Raw genomic sequence first — 21,978 nt, 5'->3', positions numbered from 1 at the left:
TGGTGGAGTGACAGGGATCGAGCAACTGCCCATTACGAAGATTAGACCGCTAGGTAGAATGTTTAGAGATTGCAGATACGAGCAAATACATGGGGTCGCCTCTGCAATCTTTACCCTTTCCTACGTCACACAAAAAGACATATCTTGACGTAACGGCAGTGCTTCCACGTCCTAGGCGGGGAAAATTGACTATCCCCGCCTATCTTTATTTGAGGCTCTAAATCAGGAAATGAGCGAATCCTAATGAAGTTACAACATTGTAAGCTGTAGATGGGAATCCCTCGCCTATCTACGATTAATCCTCTTTATCTAGGAGTTTTTTCACATATTCAACTAGAGTTATACTCAGTGCTGCCTTTTCTAGCTGAATACTGCTTGAAGAAGCGGGCAAGAAGTTCAACGCAGCAGTTAGAGTAATAGTAGAGATTAAGTACAGACTTTTGTTCATGGTTTAATTCTTCTAGTTTGATTGTGCAACACACTCTCCTTTCGTTTGGAAACAAGCCAAAAAAAAAGGCGCTCCTTGAGGAACGCCGGCTAAGCTTATTCTTGTATTTTGAGAGAGTATAATTGCTGGTTTGATACAGCCGTTCTTACTTTGTAGAAAACAGCAAAAGCTATATTTTTACAAGTGGTTGGCTGACTCTTAGATTATAACGTAATAAAATTGAATCTGCAATCGAGCGAGATCTGCCCCTTCTCCAAATGTTGGCTCAGGATATGGGCGTTTTCTGATGTGTAAGGGTTGCAGCCTTTAGGTAGGCTGGGAAATAGAATTTTCCCCGCCTAGATTTATTTAGCAAAGTAAGGTTGGTGATATTCTCACGTCACTATCTAAAAAGGGTGTGACTGTTAGCGAAACTTACAGGTTGCAATCAACCTAAATCCCTATCAGGGATTGAAACATGGCCTCAATCAGGTTGAGGGTGGAGATTTTCACTAATCCGTAGGTGGTTAGATGAATGCTAACCAATTAGCTATCGATCCGCCCTTAAACCTCTCCACTGAAAATCTGTTGAACCGTCAAACTTAGCTGTGGAAACATCGGAGATACGATCGCCTCCCCATCCCGAAACACCCCAACCTCAACATATTGCCCATCCTGAAGCCGCAAAACCGTCACGACTTGTTCAATTGGATCGATAACCCAATACTCTGCAATGCCCCGCGCTGCGTACTGAGATCGTTTGCGCTCGTAATCCCGATCCCTGCCCAGTCTACCCCGACTGACTACCTCCACAACAAACCGAGGAGGCAACATATCGAAAGTGATAGTTAGCCCGGTTGCTGTCAGCGGAATGTGTTCAGGTTCCAGAATTATCAAATCGGGGTAGCGGTTGGCCGCATCTCCCGATCGCAAAACGGCAACTTGAACCTCGCAATTATGCGTTTTAATCAGTCTAAGTGGCACTAGCCCGCTGCTAGCCAGATAGAAAAATAGATAATTAGCAATGAAATTATTAGGTTCAGATTCTGGCGGCAAAGCGATTAACTCCCCATCAATTAACTCATAGCGTTGATCCGTCTCATTTGAGTAATTAAGGTACTCATCAAAAGTTAATTTTTTAGATTGAGCTTGTACCATAAAGTTACATTCCTTAATTTATTTGTCCCTTTCTGCTGGAAGTTTGTTTATATAGAAACGGTTTCAACTGCCAAACGATCTCAATCAAATCTGCTGTGCAAGTTCAGCAGGTGTCCCAGCCTCCATCGACAATCGCCCCACAAGTGACATAGTGAAAACTATCACAGTTCAAATCCAATACGGTTCAGTTAAAACTGTTTATTCCTCGGAGATCCCCCTAAATCCCCCTTAAGAAGGGGGACTTTGAGTAAGTTCTTGTCCCCCCCTTCTTAAGGGGGGCTAGGGGGGATCGGGCTTAACTGAACCGTATTGAGTTCAAATCCTCTGGAATATAAACAATGATTTCAGATAAATTTCGGCGCGAGTTGCGAGAACAAGCCAAACTCTGGCAAGCAGAAGGACTCATCGAAACTTCATTCTACCAACAACTTTCCGAACGCTACCAATTCAACACACTCGAAACCGCCTCCCGCAACCGTTTCCTCAGCATTCTGATCAGTCTCGGCGGCATTCTCCTCGGTATAGGAGTCATCACCTTTGTAGCCGCAAACTGGCAAGTTTGGTCACGCGAAGTGAGAGTTGCGCTGCTGCTAAGTCTTTTCGTAGCAGTCAATGCAGCAGGTTTCTATCTGTGGCGAATTCCCCCATCCCGAAGCCAAAGCTCAAATCAAAATATTTTGCCCGCAACAAAAGGGCGAAACAAATTCCTAGGTGAAGGATTGTTGCTGTTAGGAGCTCTGATTTTAGGAGCAAATATGGCTTTGATGGCGCAAATGTTCCACATAGGCGGTTCTTCCTACGGACTTTTACTTGCTTGGGGAATCGGCGTGCTCGGAATGGCTTACAGTTTGCGCTTGACTTCCTTGGGTGTTTTGTCAGCACTTTTAGTCGGTTTAGGCTATTGGTTGGCTGTCTTAGATTCGTCTGCAAAAGTCGAGTTTTCTTGGCTCGAAATTTTGGTGCGGCAAATGCCGATCGCAGCCAGTATAATGTTTGTGCCGCTGGCTTATTGGTGTCGATCGCGTGTTATTTTTGCCATAAGTGCGATCGCGATAATTTTCTCATTACAAGTTTCAATTGCCCAAGGAGCAGATGGCGGCTGGGGTGCAGCGATTTTTTGCGCCCTACCGCCCGCTTTGCTGTGGGGATATGACGATGCGATGTGGCCGAAGGTACACAGCAGACTGTTTCAACCTACCGCGCGCAGTTTAGCACTGCTGTTTCTCGCCGGTTTGTTTTATCTTCTTTCTTTCTACGGGCTTTGGCAAGATTCGCCGACTCCTAGGCAAACCGGGCCTGATTGGGTTTTGTTAGCAAATGTGGCTGTTTTGGGTGCTTTAGCGGTGTTTGAGTGGCTGCATTTGGGACGTTCTGAGTTCCGCCGTCCGAAACAAAAAGGAGGGGATTTTACGGCAGGTGCGATCGGCATTTTAATCCTCGCCAGCGCCTTAATACCGCTTTTTCACCTCAGTTTTACTCCGATTCCTCAATTAGCAACTTTTCTGTTTAATGTCTTATCATTTCTGCTCGCAGTTGGCTTAATCCGAGAAGGTTTAGCATTAGGAAACCGCCAGACTTTTTGGGGAGGCATGGTATTAATCACCCTGCAAATTATCAGCCGAGTCTTTGAATATAACACAGAATTGTTGCTCAAATCTTTTGTATTTGTTTTGTGTGGAATTGGCGTAATTGCCGCTGGTTTGTGGTTCGAGCGCCACTTTGCCACAATCAAAGATGAATAGAAAGAGAAGTTCGGCAACGGATTATTTAACGGATCTAACGGATTGAAGAAATAAATGACCCATGCCCCATGCCCCATGCCCTATGCCCAATTAGTAACATGAACATAAACAACATTGACTTATTAGTTGAAAATCCAGATACACCAAATGTGTTTCAGCTTCCCCCGGAAGCAAAACGCCTTCCCGCGTGGCGGCTGTGGGTTCCTTTGCTCCTGCAAATTGGACTAATTGCCGCCGTACCAGCGACCGCAGTTTACACTTTTGTTACTGGCAAAACAGTTGTCCTACAAACTGTACCAGTAGACCCTTACGACTTTTTGCGCGGATATTACCAAGTTTTAAGCTATGATATTTCCGATCGCACAAATCTCGAAAAACTCCCCGGCTGGAAAGATTTACCTGCGGAAAAAGTACATTGTCCGCCCGGAGTTGTTTGTGCAGAAAAAACGCACAATGTCAAGCCACAAATCAGTTTTTATGTAATCTTAGAAGCCCCAAAAGCGGCGACTAATCCCGGCCGCCCCCAAGCTTGGAAACCCGTCCGCGTCAGTCTAGAAAATCCCACCAATTTGCCCGCCAACCAAATCGCAATTAAGGGCAAATATAACAGTTGGCAGATGGAATACGGCTTAGAAACTTATTATATGCCAGAGAGCGAAAGGGAAAAAGTCAATCAGGAGATTAGCGAAGCTCAAAGGAACCAGCGGCAGTCTTTTGTCGTAGAAGTGAAGGTTGACAAAACAGGCCATGCTGTGCCTGTGAGTTTGTGGGTGCGCGATCGCAATTATCGATTTTAGCCGGTTTCGCCACCCCGTCGTGAAGCGTAGCTATCCCCTAGGGAATCGACCTTGCAACCTGGATTTGAGTATTTTTGCTTAGAAATGGGGTATCTGGCGGGCGATCGGCATTTCCCTTGCCGACAACTCAAGAGAATCCATTAAGATAGATAAGACTTGCGTAAATCTTGCCAATTCAAGGGCGCAAGTCATGACTCTACTGGAGCTTCTCATGTTAGCCGAGCTAATCTCTGCCAGACGAATACTCAAAGCCCAACTCCTCGACTTCTTAGGACTTCCCGACAATTGCCAAGACCAAACAGATCGCATCGTCAGCACAATTGTATCAGTGCTGGAAGCAAATGCAGCCGAACAAGAAAGATTTTGGGAGACCTTCAAAAGTGAATTAGCCGTCGATCCGGTAGAATTAGAAGCAATGCTCAAGTGTTCGGCAGCAGAACGCCAGCAGTGGATCGAACAAGGCAAACTCCCGATCTTAGAATACCGCTCTTTCCGCAAATCTGGAATTCATTTAGAATATCCCGTTCACGACAGAAGAATCATCTTAAATCTCACACCAACCGACATTGATAACTGGCGCAAAGAACCCAAAGGGCTGATTCAAAATAATCTCCCAAAAGCCGACCCAATCAATACAGAAAATTCCGCCCAAAACGAACAATCGCGATTAGCTTTTAGTGCAGCATGGGAAAAAATTATTGCCGACTGGAAAGAACAAGGTTCGGCGGAAATTTCAGCAACTTTCCAGTTAGCTTACTGGACTGTTTGGGCATCGCGGTGGGCAAAAGAACATCAGCTAAACAGCTTTAAAGCAATTAAATCTAACGAAATCTACGACGAAACTCGCCAGCAAGAATGGTACGAGCGCAAAAATCAAGCAGTCAAGTCACTGATTGAAATGCCCTATGCGATGCTTTACTTCTATCGTCCTCCCGGTGCTGACAAATTATATCTGGAACTGTGCGAAGACCACCAGGATATGATGAAAGATGACTACTATTGGGACAAGTGGGAGTTTTTCAATCAAAACCGCAAACAGGTAAATAGATGCCGCGAATGCGTGTACTCCGAAACCAAAGATTATTACTCGCTTTACTATCTCGAAATCAAGAGCGACAAGTTTCCCGATTTTAGCTTTTCTTTCCACACACCTTACACCATCGGCCGCAAATTTTTGCCCCATCCAGAAACGCTACCTTATGTAGACCACGTAGAACAGGATGGCATTTTTCGCTTTGGCCGCCCGCTGCTGGAACAGGAGAAAGTTATTCATACAGAAAAGGATGTATTGCTTAAGTTTGAGGCGGCTTTGGCTGAAGCGAAAAAGTTTATTTAGTCAGTTGACAGTTGATAGTTGACAGTTGACAGTTGACAGTTGACAGTTGACAGTTGACAGTTGACAGTTGACAGTTGACAGTTGACAGTTGACAGTTGACAGTTGACAGTTGACAAGTAGAATAAGGTGCACTCACGACCTGAGAAACCGGGTTTCTTGCGATATTTCTCGTTACTAAACTCAAAAATTCGTAGAAACCCGGTTTCTTACTCACCCGCGCCGAGTTCAAAAACCGGGTTTCTGCCGATATTTATCGTTACTAAAACCAAAATTCGTAGAAACCCGGTTTCTTCCCCACGCACTCACTAATATCAACTGACAACTATCAACGATCAACTAACAACTGACAACTGTCCACTGTCAACTGTCCACTGTCAACTGACTTTTGAACTTGAATTACTTGAATACTGCCGCCAGCATAAAGTTTTGGTTGTTGACTTGCTTCGGAATTGTCAGGCTGAAATCCCACTTGGGCCAACAAACTCCCCAAGTCAGTTTCGATCAACTCCCAAGCAGTTTCAGTCTCAAACAACCACAAAAACACAGCTAACCCTGGCCAAAATAGCAGATTTGTGGGCCGATGAAAATCTACCAAAGTGAATACACCACCCGGCTTGAGTACGCGGTATACTTCTTGAAAAATTTGCCTCAACTGTACAGGCTGCATTTCGTGCATGGCGACGCTGCTGTGTACCAAATCAAAATGATTGTCGCCAAAAGGCATCGATTCGGCAAAAGCTTCTACATAATTGGCTGATGGCACATTTTTCCTGGCCCGTTGTAGCGATAATGGCGAAGCGTCAAGTCCTGTGACATCCTGGGAATATTGCACCAGAAACTGCGTAGTTTGACCGCTACCGCAACAAAGGTCTAAAATTTTAGTTTCCGCGCCCAGGGTCAAATTTTCCAAGGCTAGCTGGCGAAAACGAGCCTCGCCACCTACGCTTAAAGCAGCCAAACGCGCGATCGCATCGTAGAGCCACTGATACCGATAACTTAAATCTCTAAAAATTGTTGCCATAGTCAAAATTATGTATACCTTGCTATCGACTTAAGATATTATTAAGATATATGATAAAGAGAATTAACAGAACTAAGACAATGGGAGAACTGTAACCGCTATGGGTCGTGTGGGAGTATTGCTATTAAACTTGGGCGGGCCAGATCAAATCGAGGATGTCCGTCCTTTCCTGTTCAACTTGTTTGCTGACCCGGAAATCATTCGCATTCCGTTTCCGTGGATGCAAAAACCCCTCGCGTGGTTGATTTCGACCCTGCGGTTTCAGAAATCCCAGGAAAATTACCGCCAAATCGGGGGCGGGTCTCCTTTGCGCAGAATTACCGAAGAACAAGCCGCTTCCCTGCAAGAACTTTTGCAGTCCAAGGGACAGGATGCCAGAGTGTATGTGGGGATGCGCTACTGGCATCCTTTTACCGAAGAGGCGATCGCCAAAATTAAGCGCGATCGCATCGAACACTTGACAATCTTACCGCTGTATCCTCAATTTTCGATCAGCACCAGCGGTTCTAGCTTCCGACAGCTCGAAGAAATGTGGGGCAAAGATCCAGCCCTCAACGAGATTGAATATACCGCTATTCCTTCTTGGTATCAACGGCCTGGCTACATTCAGGCAATGTCGGAATTGATCGCCCAACAATTGGACCACAATCCAAATCCCGATCGAGTTCACATCTTTTTCAGCGCCCACGGCGTCCCCCTCAGCTATGTAGAAGAGGCTGGAGACCCCTATCAGCGAGAGATTCAAGATTGCACTCGTCTGATTATGGAACATTTGAATCGACCTAACGAACACACTCTCGCTTACCAAAGTCGGGTTGGCCCGGTGGAATGGCTCAAGCCTTACACCGAAGACGCCATTACCGAATTGGCAGAAAGTGGAGTCCAAGATTTGTTGGTAGTTCCGATTAGTTTTGTTTCCGAACACATCGAGACTCTGCAAGAAATTGACATGGAGTATCGAGAATTGGCTGAAGAATCGGGGATTGAAAATTTCTACCGAGTCCCAGCCCTAAATACTCATCCGGTGTTTATTGAGGCCTTGGCCGATTTAGTCATCGAATCTATAGAATCTCCCAGCGTTAAATTCTCTGATGTGATACGCCCTTCCAAGACAGTCAAAATGTACCCTCAAGAGCAGTGGGAGTGGGGTTTGACGACGGGGGCGGAAGTCTGGAACGGTCGTGTAGCAATGATTGGTTTTATCGCATTAGTAATCGAGTTAATTTCGGGTCAAGGCCCGTTACACTCGATCGGCTTGCTTTAAATAATAATCGGTTGTGCGATCGATCTTTAGAGCCGGTTTCAGTCCGCAATCAGTGGTGTTAACTTGAGTCTGAAATCCTTGATATCTCTGGTTTGTATCTAAGTCTAGATCCCCCCTAGCCCCCCTTAGGTCGGTGGGGACAGGAGCATTCTCAAAGTCTCCCTTCTTAAGGGGAATTTAGGGGGATATGGCAAGAGGCAACAAACGAGAAATACAAAAGGTTACAGGCGATTCTTGACATCAACAGCAGACAAACAATCTCCATACAAAACCCGCCCCGCGCGTCTAAAAACCGCAAGAGGGCGGTTTTTGTATAGAGACTAAATTAATCTGGATCGCGCTTGCGGCGGCGGGGATTTCCCCCATCGCCCGGTATTCCCTGACTTCTGTACCAGTGGTACCACTCTTTAGAACTGCGAATTGCCAGCCACAGCAGCAGCATAGCAATTAATGCACCCTCTCTCGGAGCATCAAAAGCAAACAAAACCAAGGAAATACACAGAACATCTTGCAGAAAAATCACCCAAATCGGTAAAATTTGTAGTCGGTAAAGCCATCCTGCTTGTACCAGTTGCAGAACCAAAGCCAACAAACCTCCGACAATACCAATAATCCACAGCATCCAAGGATGAGCAGTAATTTCGTCGATCGCACTTACCTGAGCGATCGCAACTCCCATAATTGCTCCTACAATGGGACTGAAAATAATTTGCACAACTTGCAGCACCCGCTGTCCCACAAAAGTTTTAGAAGCAAATAACTCTAATAGCGACCAACTCACCAAGATGGATATCACCACTTGGGGGTGAAGCCCAGACAATAAAGGTATTTCCGACCAAAGTTTGTCAATTCGCAACAAACCAATTAACAGCAGGGGCAGGGCAATTCTCATACCCCCCGCCGCAGACGCAGAGAGCGCGGCTAGGAGTCCAACCATAAGAATAATTCAGTTCATAACGTTTGCTACAGCCTCGATCTATTTCAGAATTTAATTCCCCTGGTGACTGGCTGTGATTTGAGCGATCGAACTCAAATTGCTAGTTGAGCTTAAATATCACCCTCTATTGTAAGTGTATTTGCTTAATAGCTGCTTGGGAGTCCCAGATTGTCGATCGACACAAAGTAGACAGCGCTTATGTAGAAGGCACTTATGCAGAATTAGACTGAAATTGTGATTAAATTATAAAGTATCGAAAAACCAGCAGCTAAGCCAAAACAATTAAATTTAAGACGCCAGCTAACCAAGAGCTTTCCGGCAAATTCTTCTCCTGTCTCCCCTCTTCCGCCTTCCCTCTTTCCTCTTCCGCCTTCCCTCTTCCTTCTTCCCTCTTCCTTCTTCCTTCTTCCTTCATCTTATGTCTGAATCATTATTTGCTGATGCCAGTCGCCGACTAGAAAGAGCCTTAAAATATGTATCCCTTTCCGAGGATACGATCGAGCGGCTCAAATATCCCAAATCCAGCTTAATAGTATCAATTCCCGTGCGGATGGACGACGGTTCCCTGCGAATTTTCCAAGGTTATCGAGTACGCTACGACAATACCAGAGGCCCGTCTAAAGGAGGAGTACGCTACCATCCAAATGTATCCCTCGATGAAGTGCAATCCTTGGCATTTTGGATGACATTTAAATGTGCAGTTCTCAACTTGCCCTTTGGAGGAGCCAAGGGCGGAATTACTGTCAATCCCAAAGAATTGTCCAAATTTGAATTGGAAAGGTTGAGCCGGGGTTACGTTGATGCGATCGCAGATTTCATCGGCCCAGATATCGACATTCCCGCACCAGATGTCTACACCAATCCCATGATTATGGGTTGGATGATGGATCAGTACAATATAATTAAGCGGCAGCTTTGTCCAGCGGTAGTGACAGGTAAACCGGTAACAATTGGCGGCAGTTTGGGCAGAGATACCGCAACAGCAATGGGCGCTTTTTTTGTAATAGAAACCATTCTACCCAAATTTGAGCTAAATCCTCAAGATACAACCGTAGCAGTACAAGGTTTTGGTAATGCCGGTGCAGAAATAGCAGAATTGCTGTGGAAAGCAGGTTACAAAGTTGTCGCAGTCAGCGATTCCCAAGGGGGAATTTATGCCAAACAAGGGCTGGATATCCCCAGCCTCCGCCGCTTTAAAGAGTCGAACAAAGGTATCAAAGCTATTTACTGCGAAGGTTCTGTTTGCAATATTGTCGAACACGAAATATTGACAAACGAGCAACTTTTGGCCTTAGATGTAGACGTGCTGGTTCCAGCAGCTTTGGAAAATCAAATAACGGAAACAAATGTTAATGATGTTAAGGCTAAGTTTATTTTTGAAGTAGCTAACGGGCCGATCGATTCTGCTGCTGATTTGATTTTGGAAGCGAGAGGAATTCAGGTAATTCCTGATATTTTAGTCAATGCTGGTGGCGTAACGGTTAGTTATTTTGAGTGGGTGCAAAATCGCAGCGGACTTTATTGGACGCTGGAGGAAGTCAACCAGCGGTTGAAGCATAAAATGGTCGAAGAAACTGAGGCAATTTGGAAAAAATCTCAGGAATTGTCAGTTTCCATGAGAACTGCTGCTTATGTGTACGGGTTAAATCGACTGGGAGAAGCGATGAATGCGAAGGGAACGCGGGATTATTATGTGAACGGTTGAAGAGATAATACTGGGAAGTAATTGTAGGGTGCGTCGCCATCGACAATCCCTTGCATAAAAATCGACAATCTTACAGCGACGCACCTTACGAAATAGTTGAGGAAACAAACCGTTAGAGTCGATACAGGCGTTTCCTTCACAGGGTTGTCACCCCGTCAAGGCAATTATTTCACGGGGTGACAACGCCAGCAATTCTTCAATAGAGAAAGGTTCAGGTTGAGGAATTGCAGCTTCAGCGTCCATGAGTTCTCTTATTTTCTCAAAAATCAAAACTGCTTCTGCTTCTCCGTCAGTTAGTTTTTCATAAAAATAAGGTATCGAAAACCAATGCTCAAAAGTAATTTCTAACAAACCATTAGTTGCTAATTGCACTTGCCAATATCTAGAATATCTGCCATCAATTATCTCAAATAACGGGGCTGGATTCTCTATAGGATAATAAGTATAGCGCTCATCGCAAATATAGTACCCTAAATTTCCTTGCCATTGGGAGATACCATAGACAGTATACTCTTTACCGACTATCAATTTAAATTCAGTTTCTTTGGTGATATCTAGCGGTGGATTTAGGTAATTTTCCGGCAGGTCTGCTCCTTTGTTGGCAATGCAGCGAATTTTCATATATTAACCTCACTGGTTTTTAGGTGCTATTTTAGGGTATGTACGTTTAATTTTGTACTCCACATTTTGCAGTGTGGAGGTATTTCTATACCAATGAATTTCAACGACATATCCCTCGATAATAGCGGTTTGGTTACTAGCCATTTTATACCAATCTTCAGGCTGACCGCCATAGTGGGCAACCAATCTGGGAGCATCTCCTAGTGGTCTCCTGGAGCCACCTTGAATCATGATGGCAGGTTGAGCCTTAGCGTCTTGCAGCAGTATTTGTTCTTGTAAATTGGTGGGAATATCATCTGGAATTGCACCTCTGATCATGTTGATATTAGTTACAAACTCTAAAAAAAGGCTAATCCAATTATACAATACCGCTATTGCACGCAACAAATACCGTAGGGTGCGTCGCTGTCGATAATCTGTCGATAGGCTTGAAAATTTCGCAGCGACGCACCCTACAAATACTTAATCTACCAGTTCATCTAAGGAAAGCTTCAGAAGGTCGCACAATGCTTTCGTCTGTTCTAGATACAGCTTTGGAATATGTCTGCCCGCTTCCCAATTTTTTACAGTGGTTACAGTCACGCCCAATCGATCGGCAACTTGCTGCTGTGTCAAAGACAGCGATTGCCGTCGCTGTTTGAGTTTTTCACCCACACTACTCATTCACTGTACCGATTTCAGAATTTCTATGGTTAACTTGACTTAACCCAAATTTGTCCGTAGTATGAGAGGAGAACATCGCGTTCGTCAGAAAGCCAGTGCATCCCGGCTACCAACCTATCAGCACTGGCTCTGGCTCCCATACGTAGGTCGACAAGTTAATTATGCCTTACAAAGAACGACTTTATCCTTGGATTATGGTTCGTTTGCTGCCCAAAATGCAGCGTGTGACAGTTGGTCAGTTTCGCACTCGATCGGATGCGGACGGTCATCTGGAGATTCTCCGTCGCTTGGTTCCTGGTGCGAAATTCGTGGTGATATTTAACCCCGACCTTCTAGAGTCCCAGCAACCTGACACTTGCTACATAACATCAGATCGGTAATTCTCAAAAAAAGAAATCCCCAAAACCAGGGGATTTCTCATATTTAAGCCAAAGCTAAATCTACTTAGTCTCAGGCATCAAACACTTATCAGAATCGCAGCCCGCAGGCCCCGAATCCATCATTTCACCCAAGTCATAACGACTCAGTGCCACCTGGAAAATATCAATTTGACGACGCACTAAAACGTCTTTCAACATTGTCTCGTAAGTCTCCTTTTCAATCGGTTCAAAGGGCAAACGCGGGAAAGTTTCCAGAGCATCAAACCGAGCCAAAAGTGCTGCCGAAATGTAGCCTTCATCATCGCGAATCGCTTCGTAAATCCGAGTACCCAAACTTTCAACTTCATTTTCCCGCAGCTCAATGGTGGCCGAAGTGTTGTGTCTGACATAGAACTTTTGTACCTGCATATAAAAGTCCATTTGTGCGGCAGCCGAGAACTTGTTAATGTCAATTTCATCAGCACCGGGTAAATCAGCCCAACTTACCGCAACAGGTATTTCTACCAGCCATTCCGTGCAGCGTTCATCGAAGGGATTGTTCAGCAAATTGCCGTTTTCATCTTTGTCAGATTGAGACGGAATCACGTTGTATCCGTAGTCAATGCAGGCGAGGGCTACAGGGTCGTTTTTGCCGAAAGTGATTCGGCGAATAAAACGCTGGGCTTTGGGCGGATGCCACCCCGGAGAAGCGCCTGTCAGCAGAGATTTAGTACCCGATGGTTGTACGGTTGTGCAGCGATTGGGGCGTTTTAAGGAATGGCGATCGCAATAATCCCAAACTACCCGATTCACAATCTCCCGCCAACCAGTCAAATACTCTTCTTCCCGCTGTTTAAACGCGATTCCTTGCGGAGTTTGCGGGCGGCCTTCCACCCACCAGCGCAGCCACTCAACGCCGAAAGCATGAACGAAGAAATCGAACAATCCAGTAAAAGATACACCGACGATCGGGTCTAATTCGCGGCTGTATTGATAGCGCGGTTCAAGAAATTTGTGATTGAGAAGTACCGCGACAGATATAGCTGCGGCGGTGAAAGCTTCCTCTTGTTCTTTGAAATTGTAAGGGTCAATTTGATTGAGGTGAACCTCAGAAAGATTACAGTGGAAGTTAGAGCCGATGATTTCCAGTTATGTTACCCTAAAGGCTTTTTATCCTCTAGTTCTACAGATTCCATGTTCCCTGTAGCTCGGCGTACTTTTTCATCTACTTTAGTTGTAGATGCCCCGCACTCTTGCCAGGATTATGTTCTTCAATAAAGAAGGTTCACCTGGTACGCTCTACGGTGGTAAAGGATTTTTAATTCCCCTACTTACCTCGGAGTTAACATCTCAGTCTTCTCCGATTTTGCGAGGTTTTTAACGTGAGGCAAAATTACTTACCACACGGGTTTAAACCCAAACGAACTGACCGATGATCTAGTTCTTTATCCGTCATATTAGGATGACGTTCTTGCAACCACTGTTTAGATTTTCCTTCGTCGTAAGCTTTCAAAAACTCAAGTTTAAGACTCGGCGTTGAAAGTAAGTCAACGTTAGCTCTAGCTACAGCTTCGCCCGCCCACTGAATCGCACCTTCTCCGCTATAATACTGTTGGCGAACGGCATCAATACATTCTTCCCGCGTTGGTTTATGATGAAAAACACGAGAGTGATTTGCCATTCTCAAAGCATCTCGATCTGGGTCAATTTTCCAGTTGCCGTTTGCATCTTGTTGCCACAGATTGTTTTTAGCATTTGCCCCCAGTTGATCACTAGAATCAAACTGACGAATTCCCGCGCTCCTTCTAATATTGCCAGCGACGATTGTGACCGCAGCTTCGTCAATCAATACGCAGCATTCTACTGAATTTAACTGCCGCCCTTGAGCCTTATTCAAAATTGCGGCGCACCGCTGATAAAGGTCGGGCAATTTCACGGGATTTGCTACTCCGCCAAAGCCTTTTAAAGGTTCTCCCACCGGGCGAACGTCGCTCAAATCGATGAAGATTTGAACTGATCCAGCAAATCTTTCATCTGTGGATAATTCCAGCAAAGCTTGATAGGATTTTACCCAACCTTGGCGGGAATCTCCGACATAAATTGTGGCAGTTTTTTCGTCTATTTTTACTTCGGTTTCTTGGCGGCGGGATTGAGCGGGTGTAGAGCCGATCGCACCTTGGACTGTCACGGTTAAGCGGTTGCGGATCGGTGGCAGTTGGTTGATGTATTGTGGTTCCAAGACTGCACCTGTGCCGCAGCCCATCATTGCCAAATCCATCAATAAACCAAAGGCCCGCCAGTCGATAATATTTGTTGACGAACAGTTATATGCGCCGGAAAAGTTCTCTGGCTGTTCGATCCATTTGCTGCCACCTACCCACAGCCAGCGGCCTGAAGCGAGGGTTTTGAGCTCGTTTTGCATCCGGTGCAGCAGTTGTGTTTCTTCGGGGGTGAGGTTTCCGAGCTTTTGGAGCCCCTTGACTGTTCGATCGCACACTTCGGCCCAAGTCTCCCGCCCTGTCTCGGTACGGCGGCTGTACGTCCTAAAAAATACTGGATTGGCTGCGGGTGCTGTTTCGGGGAAATCGGACAGGTTGCGTTTCTCGCGGGCACTCGATCGCTCTAATTCTCGAACCATAGGTTGTGTACTGACGTGTCGGAATATATCAAACTACGAATATACAACAGGATTCAGATTTAGGGTAAAAGGTTAATATATTTGACAATTTGCACTAGATATGGGGCACGGAAGTTGACAAGCTCGATCGCGCGATCGCCCAAAAACTTCACCAAAAAACCCGATTCCTTCCAGAAACCGGGTTAAACACAAATGTTGTTAATTGTCAATTCTTTGTCAATAAAAACTCAATATTCGGCAGCAGCGGGTCTTGAACAACCCCCACACCGTTAAATCCCCAACGTTCGAGTAGCTTTTTGACCTGAGAACCAGAAATCGATTCTACTCCGAATCGATCGGCAACATCCGCTGCGTGGGCATTCAGATAGCTCAAAGCGTCATAGTCTTCGCGAAACATCAGCAGGTAACTCACCGCCGAATCTGGATTGGGACAAGCGCTGATATATTTGCCGTCAGCACGAGAGCGGAGCAAGTAGAAAACTTGAGATAACATCTTATCTTTGTTGTCAAAATAATAGATTAACTCAAATTGGGAATTGGGAATTGGGAATCGGGAATCGGGAATTGGGAATCGGGAATTCTCTTCCTTCTTCCTTCTTCCTTCTTCCTTCTTCCTTCTTCCTTCCCCTATTTAAATCAAAGTCAGTGCTAAGCCTTTAAATCCCCTGCCATCGCCAATTTGACCTACAATCGAAGCTTGACCGGTCGTCAAATTGATATTGTACAGGCTCGAAACTCCGCCAACCTCGATCGCAGCCAAAGCCCTCTCGTTACCGCCCACACTCCTGACATCAAAGCCGAGAACTGTGCCAGCATCAACTCCCAAAGATCCGATCGTATTTAACACTCCATTATTCGGCGGATCTTGCCGCACCAAAACGTCTAAATTGGTGTCAATTGCAAATAGTGTCGTCGAATTTGCGCCTGCAAAGTTATTCACATACGCCGCCCCAGCCGCCGCGCCGGGATTGCCAAAATTGCGATCGCCCGCCCGGTAAGCCAAATTCCCGTCAAGTTGAATTCCCCCTGTCAGCGTGTCAGAATCGACAACTGCCCCCGTATCCGGGTTGAGGCGGGCGTTTTGACCGGCTTGATTGACAAACCGAATGCGATCGACTGTCGGATTGAAATCAAAACCCGCAGCCCCCGGAGTTAGAGGAACAGCAAACTGCCCGCTACCGACTTGACTTGCAGCCCCAGTCACGGGATCGATCGCGTACAAGCGATTGCTAGAACCCACACCGTAAAGCAAACCGTTAGCGGGGCGAAAATCAATTCCCAGCAAACTTTCTCCCGGCTGCAACCCTGTAACTGCCACGTCGCTGAGAATCGCCCGCGGTGCCGCCTCATTAAAACCGACAATTGTTTCGGCGCCATTTCTGACAGTTAAGGCGTAAGCTGTAGGCAAAGGCAAAGCCAAACCGTTAATCTGTCTCCCGTCGGCAATTTGACCGACAAAGGAAGCTTGACCGCTACCTAAATTGATATTGTACAAGCCCGAAACGCCCCCAACTTCCAGTGCCGCCACTGCGACATCGCGGCCGCCAATACTCCTAATATCAAAGCCGAGAACGCTAGAAGCATCAACTCCCAAAGATCCGATCGTATTCAACACTCCATTATTCGGCGGATCTTGTCGCACCAAAACATCCAAATCGCTGTCAATTGCAAACAGCGTTGTCGAAGTTGACCCGGCAAAATTGTTAGTATACGCAGCAGCCGCAGCCCCTGGACTTGACCCAAAATTGCGATCGCCCGCCCGGTAAGCCAAATTCCCGTCGAGTTGAACTCCCCCCGCCAGCGTGTCAAAATCCACAACTGCCCCGTTATCTGGGTTGAGGCGGGCGTTTTGACCGGCTTGATTGACAAACCGAATGCGATCGACTGTCGGATTGAAATCAAAACCCGCAGCCCCCGGAGTTAGAGGAACAGCAAACTGCCCGTTACCCACTGGACTTGCTTCCCCAGTCATCGGATTGACAGTATACAAGCGATTGCTAGAACCCACACCGTAAAGCACACCGTTAGCGGGGCGATAATCAATTCCCAGCAAACTTTCTCCCGCTTGCAATCCAGTCACAGGAAAATCTGAGATCACACTTCCCGGATTGGAAAGACTAAAACCGACAATCCGATTAGCAGGAGTTAAAGCATAAGCCGTTGTCCGCGGTGGAGGCGGGGGGTTGGGAACAATGCTGTTAATATTATTAGTGAAATTGGCCGGACCGATCAAACTTTGTCTCACCCCTTTGAGAGTCGCGAAAAATTCTCCAGTCACCCGGTCTTGAATAACAGTATCGTTTCCAGCTTCCAAAATATTCAAGTCGCTAAAACTGACACCTTCGCCCAAACCGATTAAATCTGTACCTGGTACAAAATCGGCGATCGCGTCCGCGTTTCCCAAATTAACACCGCCGCTGGTACGGAAAGGTTCAGCCTCAGCGTAGCGCCTCAAAACAAATACGTCTGCCCCGTCTCCGCCTATCAGGACATCAGTATCTCGATCGCCCGACAAAACATCATTCCCGGAGTTACCGGATATGGAATCGCTGCCTTTTCCGCCAACTAAAAAATCGTTACCTTCTCCGCCGTTAATAGTGTCGTTATCTAAATCTCCAAAAATCGAATCTTGACCTAAGTTTCCCTCAATTAAATCGCTTTGCTTTCCTCCATAAATGCTGTCATTACCAGAGTTTCCGGCAATGGTGTCATTGCCCATTAAACCAAAAATCAGGTCATCTTCTGGAGTTCCGGCTAGCAAGTTTGCTTGTGCGTTGTCTCTTATTTCTGCCATGCTCTAATCACCCTCTAATTTTGATAATTCTGTTGCCTAACGGCCACGGTATTCTCAGTCAAAATATCACAAATTCGCACTTTTAGGATAGTTTTTCTTATTTTCGGCTGTAGGGGTGGGTTGCGATAAAAGTATTACACGCAGCTAAAATGATATATAAACCCGCCCCCGGATTCAAATAAACTCACTCCTAAATACAGATCACTTAGCCGTATTTTATAGTTGGCTGTGTAGCCAATGGCGATCGCAGCTCAACTGCAAACAGGCAAGCTCAACTTTTTAGCGATGCGAACCTATGAAATTTTGTACTGCGTTCATTAGTAATATACGCTGAATCTCTAATTTTGGATCTATAGCCATCCTAAATCATTTGTGAATTTCTTACTCCCTCCCCTTGATCAGGGGAGGGTTGGGGTGGGGTCAAAAATTTACGACTCCTGCAAGGATTGCTATATACAGTCAGAAATTATTTTGCAACTTTAATCTTAAAGCCTCCGAAGGCGGGCTTTTTGTGTGTAGTGGCGACAACCATCACTCAATATAAAGCAATACGGTTCACTTAAGATTGTCCGAAGAGAGGAACGAAGCAATCGCAGCGTCTATTTGTCACATCGTTTTTCCCCGTGAACTGTCTTAAGTAAACCGTATTGCAATATAAAGTGGATTATAAATGCGGAATTGGCATAATAAGTAGAACAGTCGTCTGAAGAGGAGTTAAGGTTTCCTGCAAGGGTTTAAACCCCATACCGGAATCGGGGTTTCACATTAAGTTGACACCAATGAGTTTTACCTGGGAACGCAAAAAAGCAGTTTTTTCGCTTCTTCTTTCTTCCTTCTTGCTCAGGACTTACGCAGGACTTAGGCAAGCATACATTGCGACTGCTAATCAAATTTGATTTAATTATATACTGCCGCCGCAACTAGATCAAGTCTGCACGGAAAATTCCTCTGCATCAATATCCCAATTTACCCAGCGAATTGCCTCCCTAGCTGATCTCAGGTTAGGCGGCACTCTCAAAGCGTGAATGAATCCCGTACTCGGACAAGTCATTTTTAACAAACAAATCGGCTCCACATCGGCTTTATCTATTTGTAATAGTTCATATTCCTGCCAACTATCTATTTGTTTTGCTGACAATTCTTGACAAATGCGATCGTAACCAATTCCTTGAATTAACACTCGCCTCAGTTCGGCATTGTCTTCTGTTAAAATCCATTGTGATTGCCATTGATTTGGGTGGACTTTGCCATAATTTTCAGGCAATCTGACTCCGTGATAATAGTAAAAATTCCATCCATCCGCAAACTCGATCGCAGGTTCTCCTTCCGCGTGCAGGCGGTTTTGGCTGTCAAAGCGCAGGTGGCGGGGGCGATCGCACACCGCGCAAATCTTTTCAAAGGGAAATATCCAACCGCAATGCTCGAAAAGCAGCTTTTGGCAGTGATGTATTTCTTGTGCCTTTTGGGAAATATTGACGCCTAATGAAGAGATATAAAGTTCAGTCAAATAGATTTCTTTACACAAAGTCGTGGGGGTTTTAGGGGATTTAAGGGATAATAAATTATTGGGAAAAACATTCCCCCTCGTTCGTTCCGATCGCACATAGCTTTCAACCAATTGGTACATTAGCAAACTCAGTGTGGTATCTGCTTCGGACTCGATAGTCATGCTATAGAGCTCATAGTTCCACAGGCCCGGACTTGCAAATTCTCCCACAGGGAACATCCATTTCCGGTCTAGATTTATCCCCAATCTATTATGGTAGCGTTTGAGCAAGTTGAAGATTTAGAGATAAGCGTCGCGGAGACTGTTGCAAAAAATAACTTCGGGTTCTTCTAGGCCAATAGCGGCATAGGCAAATTTGATGGCTTCTGTGGCTTTTTACCATCAATTGGCGTAGTTGAGAGAGTAAGACGTTTCTGTGCGAGTTCGCCTAACACGCTGATATCGGTAATTTGATTGTCGTTGAGATTGAGTGTTGTCAGATTGTTGATACTCCCCACTGATGAATCAGGGGGATTCTTGACTAAGACCACAAAGGGACTTTCAAAGGCGTTATCAATGTGCCTCTACTGACTTCTTTGAGACAAATCCCCAAAGTTGCCGCTACTTTTCTACCGATATTGCCTGCCCCATTGCAATCTGCATTAATCAACAAACCTTCAAGAGTGCGATACAATCCGCGCTTAACTCTTTGACCGCTTGGTTGCCACCCTTCTGGTTTTTCGCAGAATTTAGGTAGCAAATCAAGATCGACAAAGGAAGCCTTCGACGTATACGATTCTTCCGTTTCGATAAACCGAATCCCATACTGTTCGCATAACTGAGAAATACGAGATTTTAGCCTGCCAGTTGGAATCTGAACAAAATTTTGATTAGTTTTAGATCCCAAATTAATACCATTTTTCATTCCAGCATTCCAGCCGAATACTACAGTGCCAATTTTATTTAGCAAGCAATGATTTATTACTTTTCGAGCTGCTTTGTTGACAGCATCTCGCATGGTGCGATTGCGATTCTCAGTTAAACACTCCAATCGCTTTGACCAGTAACCATTCGCTTTCCCTTTCATCAAAAACGCAACACGCTTGTTATATCCTTGATTGATGGACTTCAGATGTAGTCCGTCAATTATCAAGCTAGTCCCCACATTGCTGATACAAGTCAACCAATTGTTCATCCCGTGGTCTATCATCAAAGCATTGGATTGATCTACCTCTACTTGGACATCTTTCGATTTGTAAATCAACTCTAAATAGAAGGAACCGTTTCGAGGTATAATCCTATATTCTCTGATTGCTTTGTAGTCTAGGTTGGTAGGCATAGGGAGATAGAAAGCATCCAAGCCGAACCAAGTTTTAACTTTGCTGCCCAATGGGAATCTCAGTAATCCATCCTTAAGCCGGACAGAGCGACCTGTATAAGTCACTAAAGCTAGACCGCCTTGTCGATAATTTGGCAATCTAGGTCTTTGGGTTACAGTGCCTTTACCAATTCCTTTCAGTAGTCCAATGTAGGATTTAAAAGACTCAGCGACGGTAGTTAAAATCTGTTGCGCGGTATCGGAATAAAATGCTTTGTAATGCAAGTTATGATTTTCTGTGCCAAGCACTTTGTGCAACTGGGCCCTACTCGGTATTTTGCCTGTTTTAAAGTACATTTGACGAGCATAATATATTCCGCAGTTCGTCAACTTTGATGACTCGTTGCACAGGAATTCTAGAATTGCTTTTAAGTCTTTAGTTGGGCTGATTAAATTCTGTTGACATCCATACATATTCTCTTTCCTCCTTGTTACAGTATACTAGAATAGTAGGATTTCATTCTGTCAACAATAAACATTATACTTCTGTTTTTATTCATGATTTGACCCGTACTCTAGATCTATCTACAGCACGGGTCAAATCTGTCGTAGCCTATCTTCTGCTATGAAGGAATTAATTGAGCACACAGATGTTAGGTGACGGTCGTCGCTGCCGCTTTCCTCCCCATGTCTAAAGCCAGGGGCTTCTCGCTCGTTTTTTGGTGAGCGAGCCGAGGGAACTAATGTCGGTAATTCTATTTCTGCCCAGATTGAGTGTTGTCAAATTGGTGAGCGAACCGAGAGAGCTGATGTCGGTAATTCGATTGCTGCGGAGATCCAGTTCTGTCATGCTTGAAAGTATCTGCTCCGCTGCTTCAGGGTCATCAGTGCCAGCCTTTTTTAACAACACTTTAACTGTGCGCCTTGCCTCTGCTGAAAGGCTGTCAATATCCCTGCACCAGTCAGCAAAGCTGCTAAAACTCATTGGCTCGTTTGGTTGTTTTTCTGACACAAAACACTCCGAGATGGGTAATGGGGCATCGGGCAAACAGGGCATGAGAATATCGTTAACTTTTGACTTCGCCTGCTGCTACTTGCAAATCGATGTCATTTCTCCTTTTGCGGTCGATCGCGATCGGTACTATCAGCCAAACCACTTGAGAAAAAAAACTAGGTTTTTCACCTACTCAACACTTTGAATTAGTTTAATATTATTTCTCAGCCATTCATTGACCAAAGCTTGAACCTCAATATTTTTACGATCGGCAATTTTAGTCACAAAGTCCTCGACATCGGGTTCGAGATAAATGGGATAATGAAACCTAGCATCAGGATGGTAAAACTTGCCTTGTTCTGATGAAGAAAAATCATACTCTGATTTCATAATTTCCTCTCTTGATAAGGTTGGGTTTCTGTGAAATTAGCTTTGCGGGCTGAAATAATCCGAATTATACAGGAGGTGCGATCGGTTTGTTCAAAGGTATGGACAACAACCCTTAAAATTCCTGTTTCATCTAAGCCTATGGTAATCCATCTATCTTCATCTTGACTGTGTTCTTCATCATAGATTGTTAATTGAGAACGATCGCGGAAAACAGTTGATGCCAAACGAAAATTTAATTGATGTTTGCGAATATTTTGCTTTTATTTGGCTGGATTCCAATCAAAATTATAATCCAAAGCAATTTATCATGTTCAATCGAGGTACTATC

Annotated in this window: 24 protein-coding genes and 1 pseudogene; 7 read left to right on the top strand and 18 right to left on the bottom strand. The window is 45.1% G+C overall.

The genetic code is table 11. The features are described from left to right. Positions 1–295: 295 nt before the first annotated feature. Both K4039_RS17740 and K4039_RS17735 read right to left on the bottom strand, forming a co-directional pair. Entirely contained in the window at positions 296–448 is a 153-nt protein-coding gene (locus tag K4039_RS17740) for a hypothetical protein (protein WP_265237021.1), read from the bottom strand. A gap of 543 nt (positions 449–991) precedes the next feature. After that, complete coding sequence (locus K4039_RS17735; RefSeq protein ID WP_265237020.1) at positions 992–1,585, bottom strand: Uma2 family endonuclease; 594 nt, start codon at positions 1,583–1,585, stop codon at positions 992–994. A gap of 338 nt (positions 1,586–1,923) precedes the next feature. Here K4039_RS17735 and K4039_RS17730 point away from each other — a divergent pair, with 338 nt between their 5' ends. The 3 genes from K4039_RS17730 to K4039_RS17720 all read left to right on the top strand — a co-directional run bounded on the left by K4039_RS17730 (position 1,924) and on the right by K4039_RS17720 (position 5,460). Next, entirely contained in the window at positions 1,924–3,327 is a 1,404-nt protein-coding gene (locus tag K4039_RS17730; protein WP_265237018.1) for a DUF2157 domain-containing protein, read from the top strand. A gap of 98 nt (positions 3,328–3,425) precedes the next feature. Further along, positions 3,426–4,124, top strand: a complete 699-nt coding sequence (locus K4039_RS17725; protein ID WP_265237016.1) for a GDYXXLXY domain-containing protein — start codon at positions 3,426–3,428, stop codon at positions 4,122–4,124. Between the two features lie 211 nt (positions 4,125–4,335). Next, complete coding sequence (locus K4039_RS17720; protein WP_265237014.1) at positions 4,336–5,460, top strand: hypothetical protein; 1,125 nt, start codon at positions 4,336–4,338, stop codon at positions 5,458–5,460. Between the two features lie 325 nt (positions 5,461–5,785). Here the strand turns inward: K4039_RS17720 and K4039_RS17715 are convergent, their stop codons facing one another. Next, positions 5,786–6,481, bottom strand: a complete 696-nt coding sequence (locus tag K4039_RS17715; protein WP_265237012.1) for a class I SAM-dependent methyltransferase — start codon at positions 6,479–6,481, stop codon at positions 5,786–5,788. Positions 6,482–6,581: 100 nt separating this feature from the next. Between K4039_RS17715 and hemH the strand changes: the two genes are divergently transcribed. Continuing rightward, positions 6,582–7,745 (top strand): ferrochelatase, encoded by a 1,164-nt coding sequence (gene hemH / locus K4039_RS17710; RefSeq protein WP_265237011.1) that lies wholly within the window; start codon positions 6,582–6,584, stop codon positions 7,743–7,745. 325 nt (positions 7,746–8,070) lie between these two features. On the opposite strand, the gene K4039_RS17705 is transcribed toward hemH, so the two are convergent. Beyond that, positions 8,071–8,682 (bottom strand): DUF4126 domain-containing protein, encoded by a 612-nt coding sequence (locus tag K4039_RS17705; protein ID WP_265237010.1) that lies wholly within the window; start codon positions 8,680–8,682, stop codon positions 8,071–8,073. A gap of 104 nt (positions 8,683–8,786) precedes the next feature. Between K4039_RS17705 and K4039_RS17700 the strand changes: the two genes are divergently transcribed. Beyond that, positions 8,787–8,912, top strand: coding sequence for a hypothetical protein (locus tag K4039_RS17700; protein ID WP_265237008.1), 126 nt, complete (start codon positions 8,787–8,789; stop codon positions 8,910–8,912). Between the two features lie 38 nt (positions 8,913–8,950). On the opposite strand, the gene K4039_RS17695 is transcribed toward K4039_RS17700, so the two are convergent. After that, positions 8,951–9,097 carry a hypothetical protein gene (locus K4039_RS17695; protein ID WP_265237006.1) on the bottom strand — a complete coding sequence of 49 codons (147 nt, stop codon included), beginning with the start codon at positions 9,095–9,097 and terminating at the stop codon, positions 8,951–8,953. 3 nt (positions 9,098–9,100) lie between these two features. Between K4039_RS17695 and K4039_RS17690 the strand changes: the two genes are divergently transcribed. Continuing rightward, positions 9,101–10,387, top strand: coding sequence for a Glu/Leu/Phe/Val dehydrogenase (locus K4039_RS17690; protein ID WP_265237004.1), 1,287 nt, complete (start codon positions 9,101–9,103; stop codon positions 10,385–10,387). 147 nt (positions 10,388–10,534) lie between these two features. On the opposite strand, the gene K4039_RS17685 is transcribed toward K4039_RS17690, so the two are convergent. The 3 genes from K4039_RS17685 to K4039_RS17675 form a co-directional block, all read right to left on the bottom strand. Further along, positions 10,535–11,008: a hypothetical protein gene (locus tag K4039_RS17685; RefSeq protein WP_265237002.1), complete on the bottom strand. Its 474-nt coding sequence runs from the start codon at positions 11,006–11,008 to the stop codon at positions 10,535–10,537. Positions 11,009–11,017: 9 nt separating this feature from the next. Beyond that, complete coding sequence (locus K4039_RS17680) at positions 11,018–11,374, bottom strand: hypothetical protein (protein WP_265237000.1); 357 nt, start codon at positions 11,372–11,374, stop codon at positions 11,018–11,020. Between the two features lie 96 nt (positions 11,375–11,470). Further along, on the bottom strand, positions 11,471–11,671 hold the full coding sequence (locus tag K4039_RS17675; RefSeq protein WP_265236998.1) for a helix-turn-helix transcriptional regulator: 201 nt from the start codon (positions 11,669–11,671) through the stop codon (positions 11,471–11,473). A gap of 161 nt (positions 11,672–11,832) precedes the next feature. Here K4039_RS17675 and K4039_RS17670 point away from each other — a divergent pair, with 161 nt between their 5' ends. Next, positions 11,833–12,051, top strand: coding sequence for a hypothetical protein (locus K4039_RS17670; protein ID WP_265236996.1), 219 nt, complete (start codon positions 11,833–11,835; stop codon positions 12,049–12,051). 60 nt (positions 12,052–12,111) lie between these two features. Here K4039_RS17670 and nrdJ (K4039_RS17665) read toward each other — a convergent pair whose 3' ends face one another. The 10 genes and pseudogenes from nrdJ (K4039_RS17665) to K4039_RS17620 all read right to left on the bottom strand — a co-directional run bounded on the left by nrdJ (K4039_RS17665) (position 12,112) and on the right by K4039_RS17620 (position 21,901). Continuing rightward, complete coding sequence (gene nrdJ / locus K4039_RS17665) at positions 12,112–13,122, bottom strand: ribonucleoside-triphosphate reductase, adenosylcobalamin-dependent (RefSeq protein WP_375339813.1); 1,011 nt, start codon at positions 13,120–13,122, stop codon at positions 12,112–12,114. Between the two features lie 301 nt (positions 13,123–13,423). Then, positions 13,424–14,668 (bottom strand): ribonucleoside-triphosphate reductase, adenosylcobalamin-dependent, encoded by a 1,245-nt coding sequence (gene nrdJ, locus K4039_RS17660; protein ID WP_265236995.1) that lies wholly within the window; start codon positions 14,666–14,668, stop codon positions 13,424–13,426. 205 nt (positions 14,669–14,873) lie between these two features. Then, complete coding sequence (locus tag K4039_RS17655; RefSeq protein ID WP_265236994.1) at positions 14,874–15,161, bottom strand: hypothetical protein; 288 nt, start codon at positions 15,159–15,161, stop codon at positions 14,874–14,876. Positions 15,162–15,299: 138 nt separating this feature from the next. Further along, positions 15,300–17,462: a DUF4394 domain-containing protein gene (locus K4039_RS17650; protein ID WP_265236993.1), complete on the bottom strand. Its 2,163-nt coding sequence runs from the start codon at positions 17,460–17,462 to the stop codon at positions 15,300–15,302. A gap of 925 nt (positions 17,463–18,387) precedes the next feature. Next, positions 18,388–18,891 (bottom strand): annotated as a pseudogene (locus tag K4039_RS17645) (DUF6745 domain-containing protein); the annotation flags it as partial. Positions 18,892–19,298: 407 nt separating this feature from the next. Beyond that, positions 19,299–19,499, bottom strand: coding sequence for a hypothetical protein (locus tag K4039_RS17640; protein WP_265236989.1), 201 nt, complete (start codon positions 19,497–19,499; stop codon positions 19,299–19,301). Continuing rightward, the gene (locus K4039_RS17635) at positions 19,490–20,740 is read right to left on the bottom strand and encodes an RNA-guided endonuclease TnpB family protein (RefSeq protein ID WP_265236988.1); all 1,251 of its coding nucleotides are present in this window, start codon (positions 20,738–20,740) and stop codon (positions 19,490–19,492) included. The genes K4039_RS17640 and K4039_RS17635 overlap by 10 nt, the downstream gene beginning before the upstream one ends. Positions 20,741–20,957: 217 nt before the next feature. Then, positions 20,958–21,278: a leucine-rich repeat domain-containing protein gene (locus tag K4039_RS17630; protein ID WP_265236987.1), complete on the bottom strand. Its 321-nt coding sequence runs from the start codon at positions 21,276–21,278 to the stop codon at positions 20,958–20,960. A 171-nt stretch (positions 21,279–21,449) separates the two neighbouring features. Next, on the bottom strand, positions 21,450–21,650 hold the full coding sequence (locus tag K4039_RS17625) for a hypothetical protein (protein WP_265236985.1): 201 nt from the start codon (positions 21,648–21,650) through the stop codon (positions 21,450–21,452). Further along, a complete protein-coding gene (locus K4039_RS17620; protein ID WP_265237069.1) occupies positions 21,647–21,901 on the bottom strand; it encodes a BrnT family toxin in 255 nt (84 codons plus the stop codon). Before K4039_RS17620 ends, K4039_RS17625 begins: the two co-directional genes overlap by 4 nt. Between the last annotated feature and the right edge of the window lie 77 nt (positions 21,902–21,978).

The organism is Lyngbya sp. CCAP 1446/10 (genome assembly GCF_026130175.1).
Lineage (GTDB): Bacteria > Cyanobacteriota > Cyanobacteriia > Cyanobacteriales > Microcoleaceae > Microcoleus.
Note: the sequence above shows the minus strand (reverse complement) of the source record. Positions and strands in the feature narration are given on the sequence as shown.